The organism is Massilia sp. (genome assembly GCF_032106685.1).
Lineage (GTDB): Bacteria > Pseudomonadota > Gammaproteobacteria > Burkholderiales > Burkholderiaceae_D > Telluria.
Genome location: NZ_DAMCPG010000007.1, coordinates 91,542 through 114,776, shown reverse-complemented (window position 1 = coordinate 114,776; position 23,235 = coordinate 91,542). Strand labels below are relative to the sequence as shown.

13 protein-coding genes are annotated in these 23,235 nt (G+C 66.9%); 5 read left to right on the top strand and 8 right to left on the bottom strand.

Annotated elements, in window-relative coordinates:
• Window positions 1-56: 56 nt before the first annotated feature.
• From RT688_RS06695 to RT688_RS06675, 5 genes are all read right to left on the bottom strand, one after another.
• The gene (locus tag RT688_RS06695) at window positions 57-692 is read right to left on the bottom strand and encodes an SAM-dependent methyltransferase (protein ID WP_313704068.1); all 636 of its coding nucleotides are present in this window, start codon (window positions 690-692) and stop codon (window positions 57-59) included.
• Window positions 693-749: 57 nt separating this feature from the next.
• Window positions 750-1,784 (bottom strand): alpha/beta hydrolase, encoded by a 1,035-nt coding sequence (locus RT688_RS06690; RefSeq protein WP_313704067.1) that lies wholly within the window; start codon window positions 1,782-1,784, stop codon window positions 750-752.
• A gap of 297 nt (window positions 1,785-2,081) precedes the next feature.
• On the bottom strand, window positions 2,082-3,776 hold the full coding sequence (locus tag RT688_RS06685; RefSeq protein ID WP_313704066.1) for an alpha-amylase family glycosyl hydrolase: 1,695 nt from the start codon (window positions 3,774-3,776) through the stop codon (window positions 2,082-2,084).
• A gap of 28 nt (window positions 3,777-3,804) precedes the next feature.
• Window positions 3,805-5,436, bottom strand: a complete 1,632-nt coding sequence (locus RT688_RS06680; protein ID WP_313704065.1) for an alpha-D-glucose phosphate-specific phosphoglucomutase — start codon at window positions 5,434-5,436, stop codon at window positions 3,805-3,807.
• 270 nt (window positions 5,437-5,706) lie between these two features.
• Window positions 5,707-7,035 (bottom strand): MFS transporter, encoded by a 1,329-nt coding sequence (locus RT688_RS06675; RefSeq protein ID WP_313704064.1) that lies wholly within the window; start codon window positions 7,033-7,035, stop codon window positions 5,707-5,709.
• A gap of 276 nt (window positions 7,036-7,311) precedes the next feature.
• Here RT688_RS06675 and RT688_RS06670 point away from each other — a divergent pair, with 276 nt between their 5' ends.
• Both RT688_RS06670 and RT688_RS06665 read left to right on the top strand, forming a co-directional pair.
• Entirely contained in the window at window positions 7,312-8,601 is a 1,290-nt protein-coding gene (locus tag RT688_RS06670; RefSeq protein ID WP_313704063.1) for an MFS transporter, read from the top strand.
• 15 nt (window positions 8,602-8,616) lie between these two features.
• Entirely contained in the window at window positions 8,617-9,474 is an 858-nt protein-coding gene (locus tag RT688_RS06665; RefSeq protein WP_313704062.1) for an alpha/beta hydrolase, read from the top strand.
• A 144-nt stretch (window positions 9,475-9,618) separates the two neighbouring features.
• Here RT688_RS06665 and RT688_RS06660 read toward each other — a convergent pair whose 3' ends face one another.
• Both RT688_RS06660 and RT688_RS06655 read right to left on the bottom strand, forming a co-directional pair.
• The gene (locus tag RT688_RS06660) at window positions 9,619-11,457 is read right to left on the bottom strand and encodes a DEAD/DEAH box helicase (protein ID WP_313704061.1); all 1,839 of its coding nucleotides are present in this window, start codon (window positions 11,455-11,457) and stop codon (window positions 9,619-9,621) included.
• A gap of 277 nt (window positions 11,458-11,734) precedes the next feature.
• Window positions 11,735-14,407 carry a TonB-dependent receptor gene (locus tag RT688_RS06655; protein ID WP_313704060.1) on the bottom strand — a complete coding sequence of 891 codons (2,673 nt, stop codon included), beginning with the start codon at window positions 14,405-14,407 and terminating at the stop codon, window positions 11,735-11,737.
• 586 nt (window positions 14,408-14,993) lie between these two features.
• Between RT688_RS06655 and RT688_RS06650 the strand changes: the two genes are divergently transcribed.
• From RT688_RS06650 to RT688_RS06640, 3 genes are read left to right on the top strand one after another with little or no spacing between them, the layout of a single operon-like run.
• Window positions 14,994-16,856 (top strand): glycoside hydrolase family 13 protein, encoded by a 1,863-nt coding sequence (locus RT688_RS06650; RefSeq protein ID WP_313704059.1) that lies wholly within the window; start codon window positions 14,994-14,996, stop codon window positions 16,854-16,856.
• The gene (locus tag RT688_RS06645) at window positions 16,856-19,180 is read left to right on the top strand and encodes an amylo-alpha-1,6-glucosidase (protein WP_313704058.1); all 2,325 of its coding nucleotides are present in this window, start codon (window positions 16,856-16,858) and stop codon (window positions 19,178-19,180) included. Before RT688_RS06650 ends, RT688_RS06645 begins: the two co-directional genes overlap by 1 nt.
• A gap of 11 nt (window positions 19,181-19,191) precedes the next feature.
• Window positions 19,192-22,116 (top strand): MGH1-like glycoside hydrolase domain-containing protein, encoded by a 2,925-nt coding sequence (locus RT688_RS06640; protein ID WP_313704057.1) that lies wholly within the window; start codon window positions 19,192-19,194, stop codon window positions 22,114-22,116.
• Here RT688_RS06640 and RT688_RS06635 read toward each other — a convergent pair.
• On the bottom strand, window positions 22,113-23,084 hold the full coding sequence (locus RT688_RS06635) for a diacylglycerol kinase family protein (RefSeq protein ID WP_313704056.1): 972 nt from the start codon (window positions 23,082-23,084) through the stop codon (window positions 22,113-22,115). The genes RT688_RS06640 and RT688_RS06635 overlap by 4 nt on opposite strands.
• Window positions 23,085-23,235: the final 151 nt, after the last annotated feature.

The window sequence follows — 23,235 nt, the reverse complement described above, 5'->3', positions numbered from 1 at the left end:
CTAGTTGTATTTTTTTCAATGCGACGCGGATAATCGTTCCATCGGCGGCAGTCTCTTCAGCGCGGATACACGAATCCCGTCCGGATATCCATCGGCACCAGCTTGCCGCCCTCGCGCACCATCAGCCGCTGCGGCGGCTCCTCGCCCGCCAGTGCGCGCCAGAAGACGGGCAGGCCTTCGCCCTTGCGCAGCAACTCGTCGGTGCGTTCGAACACGTTGTTGCAGCCCGTGGCCTTGAGCAGCGCCTGCACGACAGCGACCTTCCACAGGTCGACGCCGGCGGCGTTGAATTGGCAGACCAGGTAGCCGGCGGCGCCGCCGTAGCCGTGCACCAGCAGGCCCGGCAAGCCATCCTGTTCGCCGTCGACCAGCTGCACCAGCGCCTGCGGATCGGCATCGCGCAGCGCAGCAGCGCGGCGCTCCACGGCGGCCTGCACGCGCCGCTTGATCAGCGCGTGGTCGACCGGTTCGTCCTCGCGCAGGGTCCAGACGCGGGCAGCGATCTGCGATTTCGCGTTATAGGCGGCGCGCGCCAGGAAGCGGCGCGACGAGGACTGCACGATCGCCGTGGCGCCCGGCTTGTTGCGTTCCTGCGGCTTGCCGTCGACCTTCTCGATGGCGGACAGGTAGATCCAGGGATCGCCGGCAAGGATGGATTTTTCCTTGCCCTGTCTGATGGTGATGATGAGCATGTGGGGCTTTCGTTTGCAGGGGCGGGATGATACAGCAAGCCGCCCCTGCCGCCTTGCTTACCTGGGCGCCGCCAGGCCCTTCAGCAGCGCCTCATGGAAGGCCTTCGGGTCCTGCATCTGCGGCGCATGGCCCATGTCCGGGAAGGTCACCAGGGTCGATTTCGGAATCGCCTTGGCCGTCTTCTGCGCCAGCTCCGGATAATTCCCGAGTTGCGGGCGCAGCGCTTCGGGCGCGGCGTCCTTGCCGATCGCGGTCGTGTCCTTCAGGCCGATCAGGAGCAGGGTCGGCATCGTCAACAGCGGAAACTCGTAGACCACCGGCTGGGTATAGATCATGTCGTACAGCAGGGCCGAGTTCCAGGCGACGATCTCCTTGCCCGGACCGCGGTACATCCCGGCCAGCATCTGCACCCAGGGCTCGTATTCCGGCTTCCACTGGTTGACGTAATAGGTCGCCTTCTCGTAGTTGCGGACGCGCTCGGCCGTGGTCTGCAGCTCGCGCTGGTACCACTTGTCGACGCCCAGCGAAGGCACGCCCAGCGCCTTCCAGTCTTCCAGGCCGATCGGGTTGACCAGCACCAGCTGTTCGGTCTGCTGCGGGAACATCAGGCCGTAGCGCACCGCCAGCATGCCGCCGGTGGAGTGGCCCATGATGGTCGCCTGCTTGACGCCGACCGATTCGAGCAGCGCGCGCGTGTTCTCGGCCAGTTGCTGGAAGGTGTACTGGTAGTGCCGGGGTTTGCTGGACTTGCAGAAGCCGACCTGGTCCGGCACCACCACGCGGTAGCCGGCGCTTGCCAGCGCCTTCATGCTGCCTTCCCAGGTCGCGCCGCAGAAGTTCTTGCCGTGCATGAGGACGACGGTGCGGCCGTTGGCCTTGCCGATCGGCGCGATGTCCATGTAGGCCATGTGCAGCTTCACGCCCTGGGAGGTGAAGTCGAATTGCTTGACCGGCGCCGGGTAGTCGAAGCCTTCGAGTTCGGGGCCGTAGGCGGGTTCTTTGGTAGATGCGTCGGCGGCGTGGATGGTCGTGACGGCGCCCAGCGCGAGGACGATGGCCGAGGCGATGCGGTAAGGTCGGTTGAGCGTCATGGGAGCGGCGATCGGGTTATCGGAGCTACAAAGTCTAGCCGATAACCGAAAGCCATGATGCACCGGGCCGCTATCGGAGGGACGTAGGGTGGACGGCTACACCCGGGCGTGTGCATGCCCGGGACTGTGACGCCGCCCACGCGTTCAAGTCGCGCGTGGGCAGCGGCTCCGCTCGATAGCGCGATGGGTCATACGTGCGTTGAACGCGTGGGCGGCGCACACGCCAACGATGTGCACACCGCCCGGTGTAGCCGACCACCCTACGCCGGCGGTGCGACGTGCACGTGCCCCACCGGGTCAGTTCAGCCCGATCAACGCCAGCTTGGCCGTCACCGGGAACTGCACCTTGCCGCCCTTGACCACGGCCGTCGTCCCCGTGTACCAGTCGCGCACGGTCTGGCCGTCCATGAACACGCCGGCCACCGGCACGGCGGTCGGCTTATCGAGCGGCAGGTCGAGGGCGACCACCACGCGGTCGTTCGCGTCCTTGGTTTCCCAGGTGCGCTTGAAGGTGTAGGGGTAGTGCTGGATCATCTGGTGCACGCCCGCGCCGACGGCCGGGTGGGCCTGGCGGAAGCGGCCCAGTTTCAGCCAGTGCTCGCGCACGTCGCGCACGCGGTTCAGGCCGCGCTGGGCGTTCGAGGCCAGCTCGTCCCAGTTCATGAAGGAGCGCAGCGTGGCGTCGCCCTCGGCGCCCTCCACTTTCAACAGGCGCGCGGTCTCGTCGCCGTAGTAGATCTGGGCGGCGCCCGGCGCCAGCAGCAGCTTGGTGGCGCTCTCGTAGGGGCGCTCGCGCATCGGGTCATAGGGCGCGCCATCGTCGTGCGAGCTGAGGTAGTTCAACACCGAGGACCCCTTCATCGGGCCGTTGAGGGCCTTCGAGTAGGCGCTGAACAGGGCCTCGTAGCTCTGCGTCGCATCCTCCTTCATCGCGAAGTTGATCATGCTGTCGAAACCCTGGGCCGGGTAGTCGACCTTCATGCCGCCCAGGTCGAACGCGTGGCCATGCCCGATTGCATAGTTGTAGACTTCGGCCGTCATGTAGAACGGCGTGTCGCCCAGCTTCTTCGAAGGATTGGCGCGCTTCCAGTCCTCGTAGGCCGCGCTCGCGACCTTCTTGAGGTCTTTCCACACGCCCGGCTCGGTGTGCTTGACGGTGTCGGCGCGGAAGCCGTCGAAGCCGTACTTGCGCACCCAGTCGGCGTGCCATTTCATCAGGTAGTAGCGCGGCGCGCGCGGGTAGCCGGTGCGCTTGAAGAAGTCGTCCAGCTCCTTCACCTCGCGCTCGTAGCGCCCTTCCTTCTTCCACTTCTCGACCAGCATCGGCGGCAGGACCACGGCCTTGTTGCTGTCGGTACGGATATCGGGCAGGTTCTTCACCAGGGTGCAGTCGATGGTCGTGCGCGCATCCTTGTAGGTGCAGGCCGGGCCGGTCCGCACCCAGTCGGCCGGCCATACCGGGTCCTTGTCGGTCACCGGACCGGTGTGGTTCATCACCACGTCGAGCAGCACGCGGATGCCGTGCGCGTGCGCGGTGTCGACCAGGGCGCGCACGTCTTCCTCGGTGCCGAGGTTGGCGTCGACCGCCGTGAAGTCGCGCGCCCAGTAGCCGTGGAAGCCATAGCTCCTGCCGGTGCCCTCGTCGGTGCTGCCGTGGATCTGCTCGACCGGCGGTGTGATCCAGATCGCGCTCACGCCCAGCTCGTTGAAATAACCCTCCTTGATCTTGGCCGTGATGCCCGCCAGGTCCCCGCCCATGTAACCGCGCAGCTTGGCCGCATCCTTCGCCCGGCCGTAGGCCAGGTCGTTGCCGGGGTCGCCGTTGTTGAAACGGTCGGTCAGCAGGAAGTAGACGGTCGCGTTCTCCCAGACGAAGGGCTTGGCGGGCGCCGACCAGGGCGCCGGCTGGCCCTGGACCTGGGCGTTGGCCGGGGCCTGGCCGAATGCGGCAAACGCGATCATCAGCGAGACGGCAAGTGCGGGTGGTTTCATGCAGGGTTCCTGTGGTGGTGGGTCGAAATCAGGTAATCACGCTCGGCTGCGCGCGGCCGGTACGGGCGCGCAGTGCCGAGACATCGTCGGCGATCGCGATCAGGCCGGACAGCGCCTGTTGCGTTTCCAGGTCGTGGCGGCCCGGATCGGCCTCGTAGCGCTCGAGGTAGACGCGGATGGTGGCGCCTTCGGTGCCGGTGCCGGACAGGCGGAACACGATGCGCGAACCGTCGGTCATGACGATGCGCACGCCCTGGCGCGAGGCGACCGCCTTGTCCACCGGGTCGGTGTAGACGAAGTCGTCGGCCAGCGAGACGCGGTAGCCGCCCAGCGCCTGGCCGGCCAGCGTCGGCAGTTTTTCGCGCAGCGCGGCCATCATGCCGTCGGCAGCAAGGGCGTCCACGGCTTCGTAGTCGTGGCGCGAATAATAGTTGCGGCCGAAGCGGGCCCAATGCTCGGTCACCAGTTGCGGCACCGACTTGCCGGTGGCGGCGATGATGTTCAGCCAGAACAGCACGGCCCACAGGCCGTCCTTTTCGCGCACGTGATCGGAACCGGTGCCGTAGCTCTCCTCGCCGCACAAGGTGACCATGCCGGCGTCCATCAGGTTGCCGAAGTACTTCCAGCCGGTCGGGGTCTCGAAACAGGACACGCCCAGCGCCGCGGCCACGCGGTCGGCCGCGGCCGAGGTCGGCATCGAGCGCGCGATGCCCTTGATGCCGGCGGCGTAGCCCGGCGCCAGCTTGGCATTCGCGGCGATGATGGCCAGGCTGTCCGAGGGCGTGACCGCGATGCCGCGCCCGACGATCATGTTGCGGTCGCCGTCGCCGTCGGACGCGGCGCCGAACTCGGGCGCGTCGGGGCCGTTCATCAGGGCGATCAGCTCGGCCGCGTTGACCGGGTTCGGGTCGGGATGGTGGCCGCCGAAGTCGGCCAAAGGCTCGGCGTTGATCACGGTGCCGGCGGGCGCGCCGAGGATGCCCTCGATGATCGCCCTGGCATAGGGTCCGGAGACGGCGCTCATGCCGTCGAAACGCATCGTGAAGCCGCGCGCGAACAGGGCGCGAATGGCGTCGAAGTCGAACAGGCGCCCCATCAGTTCGGCGTAATCCGCCACCGGATCGATCACCTCGACCCGCATGCCTTCGAGTTCGGTCTTGCCGACCTGGTCGAGGTTCACGGGCGGCGCGTCGCTGATGCGGTAGGAGCTCAAGGCTTGCGTTTGCGCGAAGATCGCCTCGGTGATCTTCTCCGGCGCCGGGCCGCCGTTGGCGATGTTGTACTTGATGCCGAAGTCGCCGTCCGGGCCGCCCGGATTGTGGCTGGCCGACAGCACGATGCCGCCGAAGGCCGCATGCTTGCGGATCACGCAGCTCACGGCCGGCGTGGACAGGATGCCGCCGCGCCCGACCAGGATGCGCGCCACGCCGTGGGCGGCGGCCATGTGCAGGATGGTCTGGATCGCGCTGCGGTTGAAGTAGCGCCCGTCGCCGCCCAGCACCAGGGTCTGGCCGGACAGGTCGCCGAGGGTCAGGAAGATGGCTTCGACGAAGTTCTCGAGGTAGCCCGGCTGCTGGAATTCGGTGACCTTCTTGCGCAGGCCCGAGGTGCCGGGACGCTGCCCGGCGAACGGCGTGGTCGCCACGGTGTTGATCGTCATGCTCCGCTCCTGTGTATGGACTCGTTTGTTAGCAAAACGTTACGATACGACAGGAGCAAAAATCGCGGCGCAGGGTATTCGTAGGGTGGGCACTCCGTGCCCACGCGGTACTTGCGTATCCTTCCCCCGCGGCGGAGAGAATTCGCTCGAAACCTTTCCGAAGCCGGGAAGCCGTGGCCGCCGGAAGCCGTGCGAGCGAACATTCGGCGCCATGTATGCCAGAGACGCACGCAGCGCGTGGGCACGGAGTGCCCACCCTACGCTGAAACCTCAATCCTGGTTCGGCGCCTTGTCCGTCACCGCCAGCGTCAGCAGCGCCGCCAGCAGCATGCTCGCTCCGCCCAGCACCAGGGTCTGCACGGTGTGGCCGCCGAAGAATTCGCGGGTCACGAAACCGAGCAGCAGGCCGCTGACGATCTGCGGGATCACGACGAAGAAGTTGAACAGGCCCATGAAGTAGCCCATGCGCTTGGCCGGCAGCGAGCCCGCCAGGATCGCGTAAGGCATGGTGAGAATACTGGCCCAGGCGACGCCGACGCCGATCATCGGCAGCATCAGCATGTCCTTGGAATCGATCAGGGCGATGCTCGCCAGGCTCAGGCCGCCGATGGCCAGGCAGGTGAAGTGCACGGTCTTGCGGCTGGTGGCGCGGGCGAACACGGGCAGGATGAAGGCGGCCAGCGCCGACACGCCGCTGTACACCGCGAACATGATGCCGACCTGGTTGCCGGCTTCCTGGAAGGCTGCCGACTGCGCGTCGCGCGTGCCCCAGACCGAGTCGGCGATGGCGCTGCCGGTGTAGATCCACATCGCGAACAGCGCGATCCAGGTGAAGAACTGCACGAAGGCCAGCTGCACCATGGTCTTGGGCATCTTGCCGAAGCCGCCGACGATCTCGGCCAGCGCCACGCCGATGTTGCGCGCCTGCTTGCGCTCGTGCTGGAAGCTGTCGAGGTCGGGCGGCGGCAGTTCGTCGGCGGTGAACACGGTCCAGCTGACGGCGACCATGAACACCAGCGCGCCGGCATAGAAGGAGTAGCGCACGCTGTCGGGGATCGTGCCGTCGACCGGCACGTTCGACACGCCCAGGTGGGTGAAGATGGTCGGTAGCAGCGAGGCGATCACGGCGCCGCAACCGATGAAGAAGGTCTGCATCGCGTAACCGGCGGTCTGCTGCGAGGGGTCGAGCTTGTCGCCCACGAAGGCGCGGAAGGGCTCCATCGAGACGTTGATCGCGGCGTCCATCATCCACAGCACGGCCACCGCCATCCACAGCGCCGAGGAGTTCGGCATCAGGAACAGCGCGATCGCGGCCAGCAGCGCGCCGATGAAGAAGAAGGGGCGGCGCCGGCCCCACTTCGGGTGCCAGGTGTTGTCGCTCATGTAGCCGATCACCGGCTGCACCAGGAGGCCCGTGACGGGCGCGGCGAGCCAGAACAGCGCCAGGTCGTCCGGATTCGCGCCGAGGGTCGAGAAGATGCGGCTGGTGTTGGCGTTCTGCAGCGCGAAGCCGAACTGGATGCCGAAGAAGCCGAAGCTCATGTTCCACAGCTGCCAGAACGACAGGCGCGGCTTGAGCGCGTTGGTATGCATTTCCATCTTTGTCCCCAAGCGGCCCGGCATCAACCGGACTCTCTGTATGTGGCGAACGCCCCACATGCGCGCATCGGCCGGCTGTTGGGCAGGGGCGGCGGATGTCGGTGGGAAGCGTCCCCGTCCGGAAGGCCAGGAGGACGGGCTGGTTGCAGGGTAATTTGTAGCAAAATAACATGGCGTTTTCCGAGTGTCAATCCAGCATTCGCGGTGTAAAATCGGCATGTCTACAGGCTCGACAGTAGTTTTTGTAGTCAAATAACATAACGATACGGAGACACCATGCTCGACATGCAGCGCCGGCTGAGCAATTCTTTCTACGCGTTGACCAGCTTGCCGGCCACGGCGATGGGTTTTGCGCTGTGCATCCAGATTTCCGCCCTCAGCTGGCTACTGAGCACCAAGTACTACCTCGACATCCACGAGATCGGCATCGTCTGGGCCGCCGGGCCGCTGGCCGGCATCCTGGGGCAGGTGATCATCGGCTTCATCAGCGACAAGACCTGGTTCTGGGGCGGACGCCGCCGGCCCTTCATCCTGATCGGCGGCACCCTGGCCGCCCTCTCGGTGTTCCTGCTGCCGCGCATCGAGGTCGTGGCCGACCTGCTGGGCGTGACCAACCTGCTGGTGGTGGCCGTGATCATCGCGCTGACGCTCGATTTGTCGATCAACATCAGCTTCAACCCGACCCGCTCGCTGATCGCCGACGTCACGCCGGAAGGCCAGGCGCGCACGCGCGGCTACACCTGGATGCAGACGATCTCCGGCTTCTGGGGCGTGATGGCCTACCTGATCGGCGCCTTCATCGACAACTATGCGCTGATTGCGATCGGCGTGATCGTCGTGCTGGCCTTCTCGGTGCTGCCGGTGTTCCTGGTCCAGGAGCCGCGCGAACTGGCGCCGGAGACCGCAGCCTCCGCCACGCCCGCCGCCGCGACCAGCACCGACTGGGGCCAGTTGTGGCGCCTGTGGACGGCGCACGCCTTCAGCTGGTTCGGCGTGCAGGCCATGTTCGTCTACATCATCGCCTTCATCCAGCAGCACGTGGTCGCCGCCGGCGCCACGGCCGAACAGGCGGCGGCGCAGTCGGGCCACGTGATCGCGATCTCGTTCGCGGTGATGAACGTGGTCGGCTTCCTGCTGCCCGCGCTGGTGCTGGCGCCCCTGGGCGCGCGCATCGGGCGTGTGCGCACCCAGGCGATCTGCATCGGCATCATGGCGCTGGCTTATTTTGCGATCGCCCTGTTCGCGCGCTCGCCAGCGAGCCTGTACGTGCTGATGGCGGTGGTCGGCATCGGCTGGGCGGCCGTGGTCAGCCTGCCCTTCGCGATCATGAGCGAAAAGGTCGACAAGCGCCGCATGGGCTTCTTCATGGGCCTGTTCAACCTGTCGGTGGTGCTGCCGCAGCTGGCGACGACGGGCGTCGGCTACGTGCTCAGGGACGCGGCCGACAAGAGCCTGCTGTTCCTGATCTGCGGCGGCTGCCTCGCGGTATCGGCCGTGTTGTGGACCTTCGTCAGCGACGCCAGGGCCGCAGAGGCGCTCGAGCCCGCGCTCGCCAATTCGCACTAAGAGAAGGAATCACACATGCACCCACTGCGCCGCCTGCTCTCGCCGCTGTGCCTGGCCATGTTGCTGGCCGCCCCTGTCCTCGCCGCGGCCGCCGACACGGCGCCGCGCAAGGCCTCGACCGCCCTGCCCGGCGTGAGCCTTCTGCCCGAGCTGCTGGACATGCCGGGCCTGGACCGCAAGCGCCAGGTCCGCCTGTATCTGCCGCCGGGCTACGCCACCTCGAACAAGCGCTACCCGGTGCTCTACATGCACGACGGCCAGAACCTGTTCGACGAAGCGACCGCCTACGCCGGCGAATGGAAAGTCGACGAGACGCTCGACGCGCTGGCGAAGGAAGGCAGGCTGGAACTGATCGTGGTCGGCATCGACAACGGCCTGGAAAAGCGCATGACGGAGCTGAACGCCTGGCCGCACGCGCAATTCGGCGCAGGCGAGGGGCGGGAATACACCGACTTCATCGTCAAGGTGCTCAAGCCCCTCATCGACGGCAAGTACCGCACCCTGCCCGACCGCGCCCACACGGCCGTCATGGGCAGCTCGATGGGCGGCCTGGCCTCGCACTACGCGATCGCCCGGTATCCGCAAGTGTTCGGCAAGGCCGGCGTGTTCTCGCCCGCCTACTGGACGGCGCAACCCGCGTTCGACTTCATGACGCAACACCCGGTGCCGAAGGATGCGCGGCTGTTCATGCTGATGGGAGAAAAGGAAGGCGGGACCATGGTGCCGGACGTCGAGCGCATGGCGGCCGTGGTCAAGAAGAGCGGGCATCCGGCGGCGAATACGGTGCTGAAGATCGTGCCGGGGGCGGAACACAACGAGGCGTTCTGGAGCGGGGAACTGCGCGAGGCGTTGTTGTGGATGTTTGCGCAGTAACGCAGGATGAACCGGGCCACGCATGTAATGTAGGGTGGGCGCCCCGGACTCGCGGTCGGGGCGCCGGCTTTCATGTGGCGACACCGCGTGGACACAGGCGCATCGCGCGGCCCGGTCCACCCTGCGGCGCAAGCCGCAGTCCAATCAGCCCTTGCGCGGCTTCTTGAAACCCGGCTTCTCCGCCATGCGGCGCTCGGCGCCGAAGGACTTCTTCGGTGCGCCGGCCTTTTTCGGCGGCGGTGCTTCCTCGCCGTCGCGCGTGATGTTGAGCTGCTGGCCGGCGACCCATACGGTCTTCAGGTGGTCGACCAGGTCCTTCGGCAAATCGTCCGGCAGGTCGAGCGTGGTGAAGTCGTCGTAGATCTCGATGCGGCCGATGTACTTCGACTCGATGCCGCCTTCGTTGGCAATCGCCCCGACGATGTTGCCCGGCTTGACGCCGTTCGCGTGGCCGACTTCGATGCGGTAGGTCGCCATGCCCGGCTCCGGATCGCGCATCACGCGTTCCTTCTTCACGCCGAACTCGCGCTGGCCGCGCGCCGGACGCTCTTCCCAGGTATCGCCGCGCGGCGCACGCGCGGGACGCTCTTCCCAGCCGCCTTCGCGCGGGGCGCGCGCCGGACGGTCTTCCCAGGCGGGCGCCGGACGCGCTTCGCGGTCCGGCTTTTCCAGCAGCAGCGGCACGTCGCCGCGGCCGAGTTTCGCCAGCGCGGCGGCGATGTCGACCGCCGGCACGTTCTGCTCGCGCTCGTATTCCTCGATCAGGGAGCGGAACTGCTCCAGACCGCCCGCGGCCAGGGTCTCGGTGATCTGGTCCTTGAATTTCGCGATGCGCACGTCGTTGACCGCCTTCACGGTCGGCAGCGTCAGCGGCGACACCGGCTGGCGCGTGGCGCGCTCGATGGCTTTCAGCAGGCCGCGCTCGCGCGGGGTGATGAACAGGATCGCCTCGCCACTGCGTCCCGCGCGGCCGGTGCGGCCGATGCGGTGGGTGTAGCTCTCCGGGTCCGACGGCACGTCGTAGTTGATGACGTGGCTGATGCGGTCCACGTCCAGGCCGCGCGCGGCGACGTCGGTGGCGACCAGGATGTCGATCTTGCCGTTCTTGAGCTGCTCGATGGTGCGCTCGCGCTGCTGCTGGGCCATGTCGCCGTTGATGGCGGTCGCCGCGAAGCCGCGCGCCTGCAGCTTGGTCGCCAGTTCCTCGGTGCCCAGCTTGGTGCGGGCGAAGATGATCATGCCGTCGAAGGGCTCGGCCTCAAGGATGCGGGTCAGCGCGTCGAGCTTCTGCATGCCGGCTACCAGCCAGTAGCGCTGGGTGATGTTCTCGGCGGTGCCGGTCTTCGCGGCGACCGTCACTTCGGCCGGATCGCGCAGGTAGGTCTTGGCGATACGCTTGATCGCCGGCGGCATGGTGGCCGAGAACAGCGCGATCTGGCGCTGTTCCGGGGTCTGCTGCAGGATGTGCTCGACGTCGTCGATGAAGCCCATGCGCAGCATCTCGTCGGCCTCGTCCAGCACCAGGGTGGTCAGCTGCGACAGGTCGAGCGAACCCTTTTCGATGTGATCGATCACGCGGCCCGGGGTGCCGACGACGATCTGCACGCCGCGGCGCAGGGCCGACAATTGCGGGCCGTAGCTCTGGCCGCCGTAGATCGGCAGCACGTGGAAACTCTTCATGTGCGCGGCATAGCTCTGGAAGGCTTCGGCCACCTGGATCGCGAGTTCACGCGTGGGCGCCAGCACCAGCGCCTGCGGCGCGCTCTGCTTGGTGTCGATGCGCGACAGGACCGGCAGCGCGAAGGCGGCGGTCTTGCCGGTGCCGGTCTGCGCCTGTCCCAGCACGTCGCGGCCTTCCATCAGCAGGGGAATGGTGGCGGCCTGGATCGGCGACGGCGTTTCGTAGCCGACGTCCTTCAGCGCCTTGAGGATGGGCGCCGGGAGGTTCAGGTCGGAAAACGATGGGATGGGGGTGTCAGACATGGATGAGTTGCTCTTAAATTAATGCGAAAGCGATAGTTTACACCGTCGCCCAGGCAGACGTGGGCCGATTGGCTTGCGTCGCCGATATTGCAATAGAAAAAAGCCCCTGCAGGCATGGTTGCCTGCAAGGGCTCGCTAGTGCTGCCGGGGCAGCTTAGTAAGTGCGAGAAACCGTAGCGAGCGGAAGGAGTGCTGGCCGAGAAGCGCAGCTGTACGGCTGTACAGCGAGCATCGCAGGCCGGCAATCCGACGCGCAGTAGGTTTATCGCACTTACTCTTACAGTTTGTAGTTCAGGCCGAGCAGCATCTGGCGGCCATATTTCGTGTAGCCGCGCGGACGGTCCTTCGTGCCGGCATAGGTCTCGAAGTTGGTGTCGGTCAGGTTGTTGACCTGGAACAGCACCGACAGACCCTTGACTTGCGGGAAGTCGTAGCCCAGCTGCAGGTCGACGACCTTGTCCGCCTTCACGAAGGTCAGTTCGTTGGCGCCGCCGATGCCGCCGATCTCGCCGACGAAGTCGCTGCGATAACGCTGGCTGACGCGGGCCGAGAAACCATCCTTCTCGTAGTAGCCGGTCACGTTGAAGACACGCTTGGACAGGCCCGGCAGCGGGATGTCCATGCCGCCGAAGCGCTGGTCTTCGATGGTGATCTGGCTGCTGGTGAACGAGGCGTTGGCGGTGATGCCGAAGCCGTCGAGCATCGGGTGGATCATGTCCAGCGGGGTCGAGACCGCGAACTCCAGGCCCGACAGGCGGCCGCCTTCGCCGTTGCGCGGCTGGCTCATGGTGCCGATGTCGCTGGTCGCGCCTTCCAGGCGGTACTCGGAGAAGTCACGCGGCATGGTGATGTTGTAGATGTACGACTTCAGGTCCTTGTAGAAACCTGCGGCCGACACATAACCCTTGTTGCCGAAGTACTTTTCGTACGACAGGTCGATCTGCGAGGCGCGCCACGGATCGAGCTGGGCGTTGCCGCCGTTGCCCCATGGGGTGCCGGTGCTTTGCTGGGTCAGGCCGACTTCCAGCGCCGCGTTCAGCTCGTTGAGCTTGGCGCGTGCCAGGGTCTTGCCCAGGCCCAGGCGCACCACCTGCTCGTTCGGCAGGGTCCAGGCCAGGTTCAGGCTCGGCAGGTAGTCGGTGTACGACTTGCCGTCGGTCAGCGGGACCAGGTCGGCGAACGGCCAGGCGCGCAGCGTGTTGGCGGTCGAGCTCTGGTCGGTCTTGACGACCTGCACGCCGACGTTACCGCGCAGCGGCATGGCCATCAGCTCGGTGTCGATGTTCAGCTTGACGTAGCCGGTCTTGACCTTCTCGTCGATGCTCCAGTTCTTGGTCGCGCCCCATGGCACCAGGATCGACGGGGTGTACGGGCCGAAGTTCTGGGCCAGCACGCCGTTGATGTCCCAGCTCAGGGTGTTCGGCAGCGCGTACAGGCTTTGCGAGCCGTTGATCACGTTGGCGGCGAAGCTGCCGTCGCCGATCTTGTTGAAACCGGTTTCCAGGTGCTCTTTTTCCTTCGAGCGCTTGGAGACGTTGAAGCCGACTTCGACGCTGTTGAACGGACCGTCGGCGAACTTGTACTCGACGCTGGCGCGGGCCGAGTTCAGCTTGTCGGTCAGGTTCGGGGCATTGACGTAGCCTTCGCCGAACTGGCCGCCGATGCGGATGTCGTTCGGGTTATCGTAGGTGCCCGACAGGTTCAGCGCGGGAATGGCGCCGCCGCCCGTGTAGTCGAAGCCCAGGGTCTGGCGCGCCTGGCGGCCGGCGTTGATCTCGACCAGCTCTTCCTTGTGGTCGGCCTTCGAGTGGCTCAGGTCGATGACGCCGACCCAGTCGCCCGAGGTGAAGCGGTTGTTCCAGCCGATCGCGGTCAGCTTGTCCTCGCGGGTCATGCGGTTGTTGCGCACCACCGGGTTGACGTCGTTGGCAAGGCCGGCGCGCATCACGCCGTTGACGATGGTCGGGTTGGCGAAGCTGACGGTGCCGTCATCCTTCATCGGGATTTCCATGCCGCGGCGGATCTCTTCCTGGTCGAAGCGCGAGTGGTAGGCGTCGATGGTCGAGGTGAAATTGCGGTTCGGACGGTATTCGAGCACGCCCATCAGGCCGTCGCGCACCTGGTCGCCGGTGACGGCCAGGGCCTTGATGCCCTTCGGTACCTTGACGGTCTGGCCGTTGACGGTGGCGTCCACCCAGTCCCAGGTCTCGAAGGTTTCCGAGACGTTCGGCTTGTCCTGGCGCGCGTAGCCGATCGCCACGCCGATGGTGCGGTTGGCGAACTGGTCGACGTAGGACGCGCTGATGCGGCTGCCGGTGTCCGGCGAACCGGCGCTGACCGAACCCTTGGAATTCTTTTCGCCGCGCACGTTGACGCTGATCGCGCGCTCGCGCAGCGACAGCGGCTTGATGGTCTGCATGTCGACCGTGCCCGACAGGCCCTGGCCGACGACGCCGGCGTCCGAGGTCTTGTACACGGTGACGCCGTTGATCAGCTCCGACGGGTACTGGTCGTATTCGACGGTACGGTTGGCGCTGGTGCTGACCTGCTCGCGGCCGTTCAGCAGCGCGGTCGACAGGTCGCCCGAGGTGCCGCGGATGCTGATCTGCTGCGCCTGGCCATTCACGCGCTGCGACGACAGGCCCGGCAGGCGGGCCAGCGACTCGGCGATCGAGATGTCCGGCAGCTTGCCGATGTCTTCGGCGGAAATGGCTTCGACGATGCCGGTGGCATCGCGCTTGACGGTGATGGCGTCCTCGATGGCGCGGCGAATGCCCGTGACCTGCACGGTCTGGATCGGCGCTTCGGCGGCCGGCTCGGTGACGGCGGTTTGCGCGTAGGCATTACCCGCCATAGCGGTCACGAAGATGGCGCAGCCGGTTGCAACCGGGCTCAGCTGGAATACAAGGCCTGCCGTGTTCGCAGCGCGCTTGTTTGCGAAAATTTTCATTTGTCCCCTCAGTCAGAACTACATAATTTCCCGGAAACAGCTTCAGAGCCACGGCACGGGATCCAAACCAACGTCTTTTTTAGACGTTCTGTCAACGATTCTGTACTAAAACTAGATGCACTGTCAACGGGAGTTGCTTGACACTACGGCGAACCGCAGGCTTTCTCTCTATTGTATAGAATGAAAATAGAAGAACGTTGTATTCGGGCTACAGAACACCGTATGCACGGGTGTAGTCGGACTACAAACCGCTTACTTTTCACCACATGAGTGCAGGAACGCACCAGCTTGGTGCGCCCCTCAGCATCTTTCTGTGATCCAAACGTCAACCGAATGGTCTTGACGCTTGTGCCCGCGGCCGCCTCGCGAATCCCACCGATGTACTTACCGACAACCGCAAGTCCGTCAGTATGTACTTAAACTAGCAACTCATCCGCATTGTCCCATGGGCAGCGCTATAGTATGCTCCCCCAATAATAGAGAGACAACCGGACGCCAACGGCGTATCCGACCAATAATATGTAGCGAAACTACCTCTCCAGCCGCCTGCGCCCCACGCAGCCCTCCATTTCTTGCCGAGTCCGCCATGAGACGTTCTTTTGCAACACTTTTCCTTGCCGCCAGCTGCGCCGGCGCCTTTGCCGCTGCGCCGACCGCCATCGAACACATGGAACCGCCCTTCTGGTGGGCCGGCATGCAGCACAAGGGCCTGCAGCTGATGGTCCACGGCAGGGACATCGGCCGCATGGAAGCGGCGCTCGACTATCCGGGCGTGCGCCTGGTCTCGACCACCCGGGTGCCGAATGCGAACTACCTGTTCGTCGACCTCGAGATCGGCCCCGAGGCGCAGCCGGGCAGCTTCGACATCGTGTTCAAGGGCGATGGCCGCAGCGAACGCTATCGCTACCGGCTGCTGGCGCGCGAACAGGGCTCGGCGCAGCGCCAGGGCTTCGGGCCGGGCGACGCCATCTACCAGATCATGCCGGACCGCTTCGCCAACGGTGACCCGTCGAACGACAACGTGGCCGGGATGCGTGAGCAGGCCGACCGCAGGCATGGCGGCGGGCGCCACGGCGGCGACATCCGGGGCACCATCGACCACCTCGACTACATCGCCGGCCTGGGCTTTACCCAGTTGTGGCCGACGCCGCTGGTCGAGAACGACGCCGCGGCGTACTCGTATCACGGCTACGCCGCCACCGACCATTACAGGATCGACCCGCGCTACGGCAGCAACGAGGACTTCGTGCGCTTGTCGACCGAGGCCAGGAAGCGCGGCATGGGCCTGATCCAGGACGTGGTGCTGTCCCACATCGGCAAGCACCACTGGTGGATGAAGGACTTGCCGACGCCGGACTGGATCAACTACGGCGGCAAGTTCGTTCCGACCCAGCACCACCGCGTCGCCGTGCAGGACCCGTATGCCGCGCAGGCCGACAGCGAGAACTTCACCAAGGGCTGGTTCGTCGAAGGCATGCCGGACCTGAACCAGACCAATCCGCTGGTCGCCAACTACCTCATCCAGAACAACATCTGGTGGATCGAGTACGCCGGCCTGTCCGGCCTGCGCATCGACACCTATGGTTATTCCGACGGCGCCTTCCTGACCGAGTACACCCGGCGCCTGATGGCCGAGTACCCGCGCCTGAACATGGTGGGCGAGGAATGGAGCACGCGCGTTCCCGTCGTGGCGCGCTGGCAGCGCGGAAAGGCCAACTTCGACGGCTACACCAGCCACCTGCCCAGCCTGATGGATTTTCCATTGGTCGATGCGATGCGCAATGCGCTCTCGAAGACCGGCGAGGAAAACGGCCTGAACGAGGTCTACGAGACGCTCTCGCTCGACTACCTGTATCCGGAGCCGCAGAACCTCGTGCTCTTCGGCGGCAACCACGACATGGCGCGCATGTTCAGCGCCGCCGGCGAGGACTTCGACCGCTGGCGCATGAACCTGGTGTTCCTGATGACGATGCCGCGCATCCCGCAGTTCTACAGCGGCGACGAGATCCTGATGACCAGCACGGTGAAAGGCCGCGACGACGCCAGCTACCGCCGCGACTTTCCCGGCGGCTGGGCGGGCGACAAGGCGAATGCCTTCAGCGGCGCCGGCCTCACCAGCCAGCAGCGCGCGGCGCAGGACCTGGTGCGCAAGCTTGCCAACTGGCGCAAGAACCAGCCGGTCATCCACAACGGGCGCCTGATGCACTTCGGCCCCGAGGAGAACACCTGGGTCTACTTCCGATATAACAAGGACAAACGCATCATGGTCGCCATGAACAACAACGATAAACCGATGACCCTGCCCACCGCGCGCTTCCAGGAGATGCTCAAGGGCGCCCCTTCCGGCGTCGATTTCCTGAGCGGGAAGACGGTCGGCCTGGGCCGCGAACTGCGCCTGGCGCCGAAGTCGGTCGTCGTGATCGAACTTCCAGGACTGCCGGAGGCATGATGAAAACTTCCGTACTCGCACGCTCGCTCGCCCTTGCCCTCTCCTTCTCGTTCGGCAGCGCCGGCGCAGTGGAAAAGCCCGGCGTCGACGCCTTCTTCGACGCCATGGCCATCCATGCCAAACCCGGCCAACAGGCGCGCTTCGTCGCCGGCGACAACCTGGCCGGCTACTTCGAGGCCTTCACCCACAGCTACGACAAGGGCGAAGGCTACGTCTTCAAGAGCGGCACCGTCTTCCACAACTACATGAGCTTCGCCGACGGCGTGCAGAACGACCGCACGGGCGGGAGCGAGGAAGTGCTGCCCTGGGGGCACCGCGTGCGCTACGCGAACGGCGCGCGCGAGGAGCTGGCGCTGCTCTCGAAGCAGCAGGCGCTGGCGCTGCGCGTGAGCAGCACGAAGGACGCGACGCTGGCGCTGCGCCCCCTGCTCAAGACCGCGGGCAGCGTGACCCAGGCCGACGGCATCGTCGCCGTGGCGCCCGGCAAGGGCGCGGCCATGTTCATGGCGCTCGCCGCCGACCGGCCGTTCGTCCTGCGCGAAGACCTGACGCTGGCGACGAAGGCGCCCGCGACGTCGTTCACCGTGATCGCCGCCTTCGGCGCCACCGCCGCCGAAGCGGCCGCACGCGCGCGCACGCTGGTCAAGGGCGACGCGATCGCCGCCGAGCGCCGGGTGACGTACGAGGCGCTGACGCGCAGCTACCTCACCACCAGCGACCTTGAATACAACAAGGCCCTGAACTGGGCCAAGGCCTCGGCGCGCATGTTCGTGGTCGAGGAATACGGCGCCGGCATGTGGGCCGGCCTGCCCTGGTTCCGCGAGAACTGGGGCCGCGACACCTTCATCGCCCTGCCCGGCACGTTGCTGGTGGCGGGCGACTTCGCCGCCGCCAAGGCCGTGCTGGCCAACTTCGCGCGCTACCAGAACCTGCGCACGCCGCGCGACAAGGATTACGGCCGCATCCCGAACCGCGTCTCACCCTCCGAGATCATCTACAACACGGTGGACGGCACGCCCTGGATGCTGCGCGAGGCGATCGAGACCATCCGCTACACCGGCGACCGCGCCTTCGCCGCCGAGATGTACAAGCTGGCCGTGCCCTACTTCGAGGGCGCGATCGCCAACTACATGGACCCGGACGGCCTGCTGCGCCATGCCGCGTCCGATACCTGGATGGATGCGCGCGTCGAGAACCCGACGCATCAACCCTGGTCGGACCGCGGCCCGCACGCGGTCGAGATCCAGGCCCTGTGGTACACCGCGCTGCAGTCCGGCGCCATGCTGGCCAGCCAGACCGGCGACGACACCCGCGCGCGCGCATGGTCGGCGCTGGCGGCCAAGGTGCAGGCCAGCTTCCTGCGCCGCTTCTGGGACGGCAAGACCATGGCCGACCGCCTGCGCATGGATGGCAGCCGCGACACCAAGCTGCGCCCGAACCAGCTGATGCTGGCCTCGATTCCCTTCGACGACTTCGTGCCGGGCGAGGTGCAGGCCAAGGTGACCAGGAATGCGGTGTCGGGCCTGCTCTACCCCTACGGCATCGCCTCGCTGGCCCAGGACGACGTCTACTTCCACCCGCGCCACGAGAACCCGGCCTTCCACCACAAGGACGCGGCCTACCACAACGGCACGATCTGGGGCTGGAACGCCGGCTTTACGGTGACCGCCCTGAACCGCTTCGGCTACCAGGACCTGAGCTGGCCGCTCACGCAGAACCTGGGCGCCCAGATCCTGGGCCTGGGGACCCTGGGCAGCATGAGCGAAAACCTCGACGCCCTGCCGCGCGAAGACGGCAGCCTGACCCCGACCGGCACCTTCGCCCAGTCCTGGAGCGTGGCCGAGTACGCGCGCAACGCCTACCAGGACTACGTCGGCTTCCGTCCCGACCTGCTTGCCGATACGCTGGTGTTCGAGCCGGCCATTCCGGCCGGCTGGCGCGATTTCGGCGCGGTCCTGCCGTTCGGCGTGGACGAAGCCCTGGACGTCGACTTCAAGCGGGCCAAAGGCGGCGAAAACTGGACCTTCACCCTGCGCGGCAAGACGGCGCGCACGCTGCGGATGATCTACCTGAACCCGGACAAGAGCCGCTCGCAGGCCGCCTTCACCCTGGAACCGGGCAAGGCGGCGACGCTGGCGATCGCCGGCGGACGCGCCCAGCTCGACGGCCGCGCGCTGGCAGCGCAAGCCGCCCGTCCCTCGCATGCCGCGGCCATCGGCAAGCTGGACTTCGCGCGGCCGAAGGTCTACCGTAGCCAGGACTTCCCGATGCTGCGCGGCCAGGATGTCCTGCGCGGCATCGTCGAACGCAACGAATACCGCTGACAGGAGCACGCATGGTCTCTTCGCACTGGCTGCTCGGTGCAGCCTTCTTCGCCAACGCCGCGGCCGCCGTCGCAGCCGATCCCGGCCCGCTGCGCCAGGAGTTTTTCGTGCGCGGCGGCTTCAACGGCTGGGGCACCGAGCACCAGCTCCAGTACCAGGGCGACGGCGTCTATGCAGCCGAGGTGCTGATCGGCCCCGGCAACCACGGCTTCAAGATCGGCAGCCGCGACTGGAGCCAGGAATGGGTGCTCGATAGCGGCAAGAGCGTGCGCGTGCAGCCCGACCAGGCGCTGCGCCTGGAGACCCAGGCCGGCCCCGAGGACTACCTGTTCGTGCGCAGCACGGCGACCTACCGCTTCACGGTCGATGCCCGCAACCCGGCCGCGCCGCTGCTGCGCGTCACGCGGCTGGCGCCTCTTGCTGCGGCTTCGAACGCAGACCCGCGCGCCGGCCGCGCGCGCGTCGCCACCCTGGCCTGGCCCACCTGGGACGGCAAGCAGGAACAGGCGCGCTTCTCGCTGGTCGACCCGGAAGCCGAGCTGCGCAGCTACACGCATTCGACCACGCTGGCGCTGCGCGATCCGGTGCCCCAGCACGCCACGTATTCGGAAAGAGCGGACCGCCCCTACACCCGCAGCGGCAACCTTGCCTTCGACGCGCTGTTCGCGCTGGCCGGCAGCGAGATGGCCCAGGACGCCGTCAGCGCCATCCGCGACGGCAACTACAACGGCGGCGCCGCGATTCCCTGCGACTGCTTCGAGACCGGCGAAAAGTGGCATTACGTCTGGACCCGCGACCTGTCCTACGCGGCCGACCTCGGCCTGGCCCTGCTCGACCCGGCGCGGGTGCGCAACTCGCTCGATTTCAAGCTGGCCGCCTACCGCCAGGGCGTCACGAAAGCGCCGCAGGTGCCGGGCACGAAGGACGGTGTGCAGATCGTGCAGGACACCGGCAGCGGCGGCAGCTGGCCGGTCAGCACCGACCGCGTCACCTGGGCCTTCGCGGCCGAAGAGGTGCTGCGCACCCTGCCCCCGGCCGAGCGCGCCGCCTTTGCCGCGCGGGCGCTGCGGGCGTTGGCGAACACGATCGAGATCGACCGCGTCGCCGCCTTCGATCCGCAGGACGGCCTGTACACGGGCGAGCAGAGCTTCCTCGACTGGCGCGACCAGAGCTATGCCAGCTGGATCGTCGACGACCTGGCCTCGATGTCCAGCGCCAAGGCGGTCTCGACCAACGCCACCCACTACCAGGCGCTGACGCTGGCCGCGAAGCTGGCGCGCGAACAGGGCGACACGGCGCGCGCCGCCCGCTACGACGCCTGGGCGGCGGACCTGAAGCAGGCGATCAACAAGAAGTTGTGGCTGCCGGACGCCGGCATGTACAGCAGCCTCACCGCCGCCCATTTCGACGGCGCGCCGCTGCACAAGTTCGACTGGCTGGGCCAGTCGCTGGCGATCATCACCGGCATCGCCGACCCCGGCCAGGCGCGCAGCATCCTGGCGCGCTATCCGCACGGCCCGATGGGGCCGCCCGTGATCTGGCCCCAGCAGCAGGGCGCGCCGGTCTACCATAACCGCGCCATGTGGCCCTTCGTCACCGGCTATGGATTGAAGGCGGCCGCGCTCGGCGGCAACGCCAGCGTGGCCGATGCCGCCTACGACTCGCTGATGCGCGGCGCGGCGCTGAACATCTCGAACATGGAGAACCTCGAATGGCTCTCGGGCCAGCCGCTGCTGCTCGACGAGCGGCATCCGGAGCTGATCGGGCCGGTGATCAATTCGCGGCGCCAACTGTGGTCGGTCGGCGCCTACCTCGGCATGGTGGTCGAAAACGTGTTCGGGGTGTCGGCGCGCGACGAGGGCATCGCCCTGCGCCCCTTCGTGACGGCGAAGCTGCGGCGCGAGACCTTCGGCTCGACCGACCAGGCCACCCTGCACAACCTGCGCCTGCGCGGCCAGCGCATCGCCGTGCGCCTGCTGCTGCCTGCCGCGAGCCAGGGCAACGGCTACTACCGGGTCGCGGCCATCCTGCACAACGGCGCACCGGCGGCTGCCACGATTCCCTGGTCGACGCTGCGCGACGGCGACATGATCGACGTGAAGCTGGGCGCGCTGGTGGAAGGCGACAGCGCCATCCGCCGCGTGAACGCCGATCCCTACGTCGAATCCCCAGCCGTGTTCGCGCCGCGCGAGCCGGCGATCGACGCGCTGGAACTGGGCAAGGACAGGCGCGCGCGCCTGGTCATCGGCAGCGGCGGCCGCAGTGAAAGCAGCGCCGGCACCGTCTACAACGTCTACCGCGACGGCAAGCTGGTCGCTGCCGGGCTGCCGGCCGGCGCCTGGACCGACCGCGACGCGGCGCCCTTCGCCTGCTATGCGGTGGAAGCGCAGTTCAGCGCATCGGGCAACCGCAGCCACCACAGCGTGCCGCGCTGCGCCGCGCCGGCGGACGAGATCGCGGTAACGGATGCGCGCGTGGCATCGAACCTGACGGTCACCCCGGCCGCGGGCCGCTTCGGCGCGCCGCGCCTGGCCGACTGGGGCCAGCCGGCGGACCGTTTCGAGGTGAGCGGCCTGAAGGTCGCCGAGGCCGGCGACTACCGCATCCAGGTCCGGTATCACAACGGCGCCAACCAGATCAACCTGGGCATCAGCAACGGCGTCAAATGGCTGGCGCTGCGCGACGCGCAAGGCAGGACCGTGGCCGAAGGCGTGGTCCAGCTGCCGCAGGCGAAGTTCGACAGGACCGGCACGCCGACGGTGCTGTCGACGCCGCTGGCGGCGCGCCTGCGGCCGGGCGCCTACAGCCTGCGCATGAGCGATTTTTATAACATGAGCTACCTGGAGAGCAATGCCAGCTTCAGCGGCGCGGGCGGCACGCAAGGTCCGTGGAACCGCATCGACGTCTACGGCGTGCGGATGCAGCGGGTGAATTAAGCCGCGGCGCGCTGGCTCTGGCTGTCCGGTTTCAACGGCTTGAGCAGCGCCAGGCGCCCTTCCAGCACCCGGAATTCCAGCGGCATCGGCATGCGCGTCACCTCGCCGTCGGTGGCGACCTTCACGGTGCGCCGCGGCGACAGGCGGGCATGCTTGACCGTCAGGCGCTTGAACGAGAACGCGACCACGTTCGGCGCCTCTCCCAGGCGTCCCAGGGCGCCGCGCAGCAGCAGCCCGAGCATGCCGAGCTTGCCGACCCGGCGCGGCGCGATCGCGGCCAGCTCGCCGTCCTCGACCGCCGTGGTCAGCGGTTCCATGCCGACCTGCTCCATTTGCAGCCGGTTGTTCCCGACGAACAGGGTCGCGGTGCGGAGTTTGCGCACCTGCCCTTCGGTCTCGAGCGCGATGCGCAAAGGCCGGTGGCGGCCGAGCGCGGTCTTCAGCGCCGACAGGATCGCGACCACGCGGCTGCGCCCGTACTGGCGCTTGTCGTGCTCGCGCGCCTCGAGCAGGGCCGGATACAGGCCGACGCTGGCGTTCACCAGGAAGATGCGGTCGTTGACCATCCCGATCTGCACCGGCTGCACGGTCGAGGTGACGAGGGCGCGCACCGCCTCGGCCAGGTCCTCGGGAATGCCGTGCGTGCGGCCGAAGTAATTGAAGGTGCCCTGGGGCAGCACGCCGAACACGCAGCCCTGCAGCACGGCCTGGTGGGCGACGGTATTGATGGTGCCGTCGCCGCCGGCGGCCACCAGCACGCCGCCGTTACGCCTGGCTTCTTCCGCCAGGCGGCGCGCGGTGTCGCCCAACTCGGCGGCGTCGTCGACGACGTGGAGATGGCAGGTGCGGCCGGCCTCGGCCAGCACGTCGCGGATGGTCGAGCAGCGCAGCTCGGTCTCGGCATGGCCGGAGCCGGCGTTGAGCACCACGTAGAAGGCAGCGTTCTGGTCTGGCTCGTTGATCGGCATCGCGGCAGGGCTTTCGAATGTGACTAAGGGTCTCCCTTATCCTACCACCGGATTGGACAGCTTCCGTGCTGCACCGCACACAGCCAAAAATGCGTGCGCCGTGGCGATTTCCGTGTTTCGATCGTCATCGGTTGTGCCTGGTGGGTACGAG

Bases quoted from the DNA above. Each gene is read 5' to 3' on its own strand.
- RT688_RS06695 (WP_313704068.1), bottom strand. From the start codon at position 692: ATGCTCATCATCACCATCAGACAGGGCAAGGAAAAATCCATCCTTGCC.
- RT688_RS06690 (WP_313704067.1), bottom strand. From the start codon at position 1,784: ATGACGCTCAACCGACCTTACCGCATCGCCTCGGCCATCGTCCTCGCG.
- RT688_RS06685 (WP_313704066.1), bottom strand. From the start codon at position 3,776: ATGAAACCACCCGCACTTGCCGTCTCGCTGATGATCGCGTTTGCCGCA.
- RT688_RS06680 (WP_313704065.1), bottom strand. From the start codon at position 5,436: ATGACGATCAACACCGTGGCGACCACGCCGTTCGCCGGGCAGCGTCCC.
- RT688_RS06675 (WP_313704064.1), bottom strand. From the start codon at position 7,035: ATGGAAATGCATACCAACGCGCTCAAGCCGCGCCTGTCGTTCTGGCAG.
- RT688_RS06670 (WP_313704063.1), top strand. From the start codon at position 7,312: ATGCTCGACATGCAGCGCCGGCTGAGCAATTCTTTCTACGCGTTGACC.
- RT688_RS06665 (WP_313704062.1), top strand. From the start codon at position 8,617: ATGCACCCACTGCGCCGCCTGCTCTCGCCGCTGTGCCTGGCCATGTTG.
- RT688_RS06660 (WP_313704061.1), bottom strand. From the start codon at position 11,457: ATGTCTGACACCCCCATCCCATCGTTTTCCGACCTGAACCTCCCGGCG.
- RT688_RS06655 (WP_313704060.1), bottom strand. From the start codon at position 14,407: ATGAAAATTTTCGCAAACAAGCGCGCTGCGAACACGGCAGGCCTTGTA.
- RT688_RS06650 (WP_313704059.1), top strand. From the start codon at position 14,994: ATGAGACGTTCTTTTGCAACACTTTTCCTTGCCGCCAGCTGCGCCGGC.
- RT688_RS06645 (WP_313704058.1), top strand. From the start codon at position 16,856: ATGAAAACTTCCGTACTCGCACGCTCGCTCGCCCTTGCCCTCTCCTTC.
- RT688_RS06640 (WP_313704057.1), top strand. From the start codon at position 19,192: ATGGTCTCTTCGCACTGGCTGCTCGGTGCAGCCTTCTTCGCCAACGCC.
- RT688_RS06635 (WP_313704056.1), bottom strand. From the start codon at position 23,084: ATGCCGATCAACGAGCCAGACCAGAACGCTGCCTTCTACGTGGTGCTC.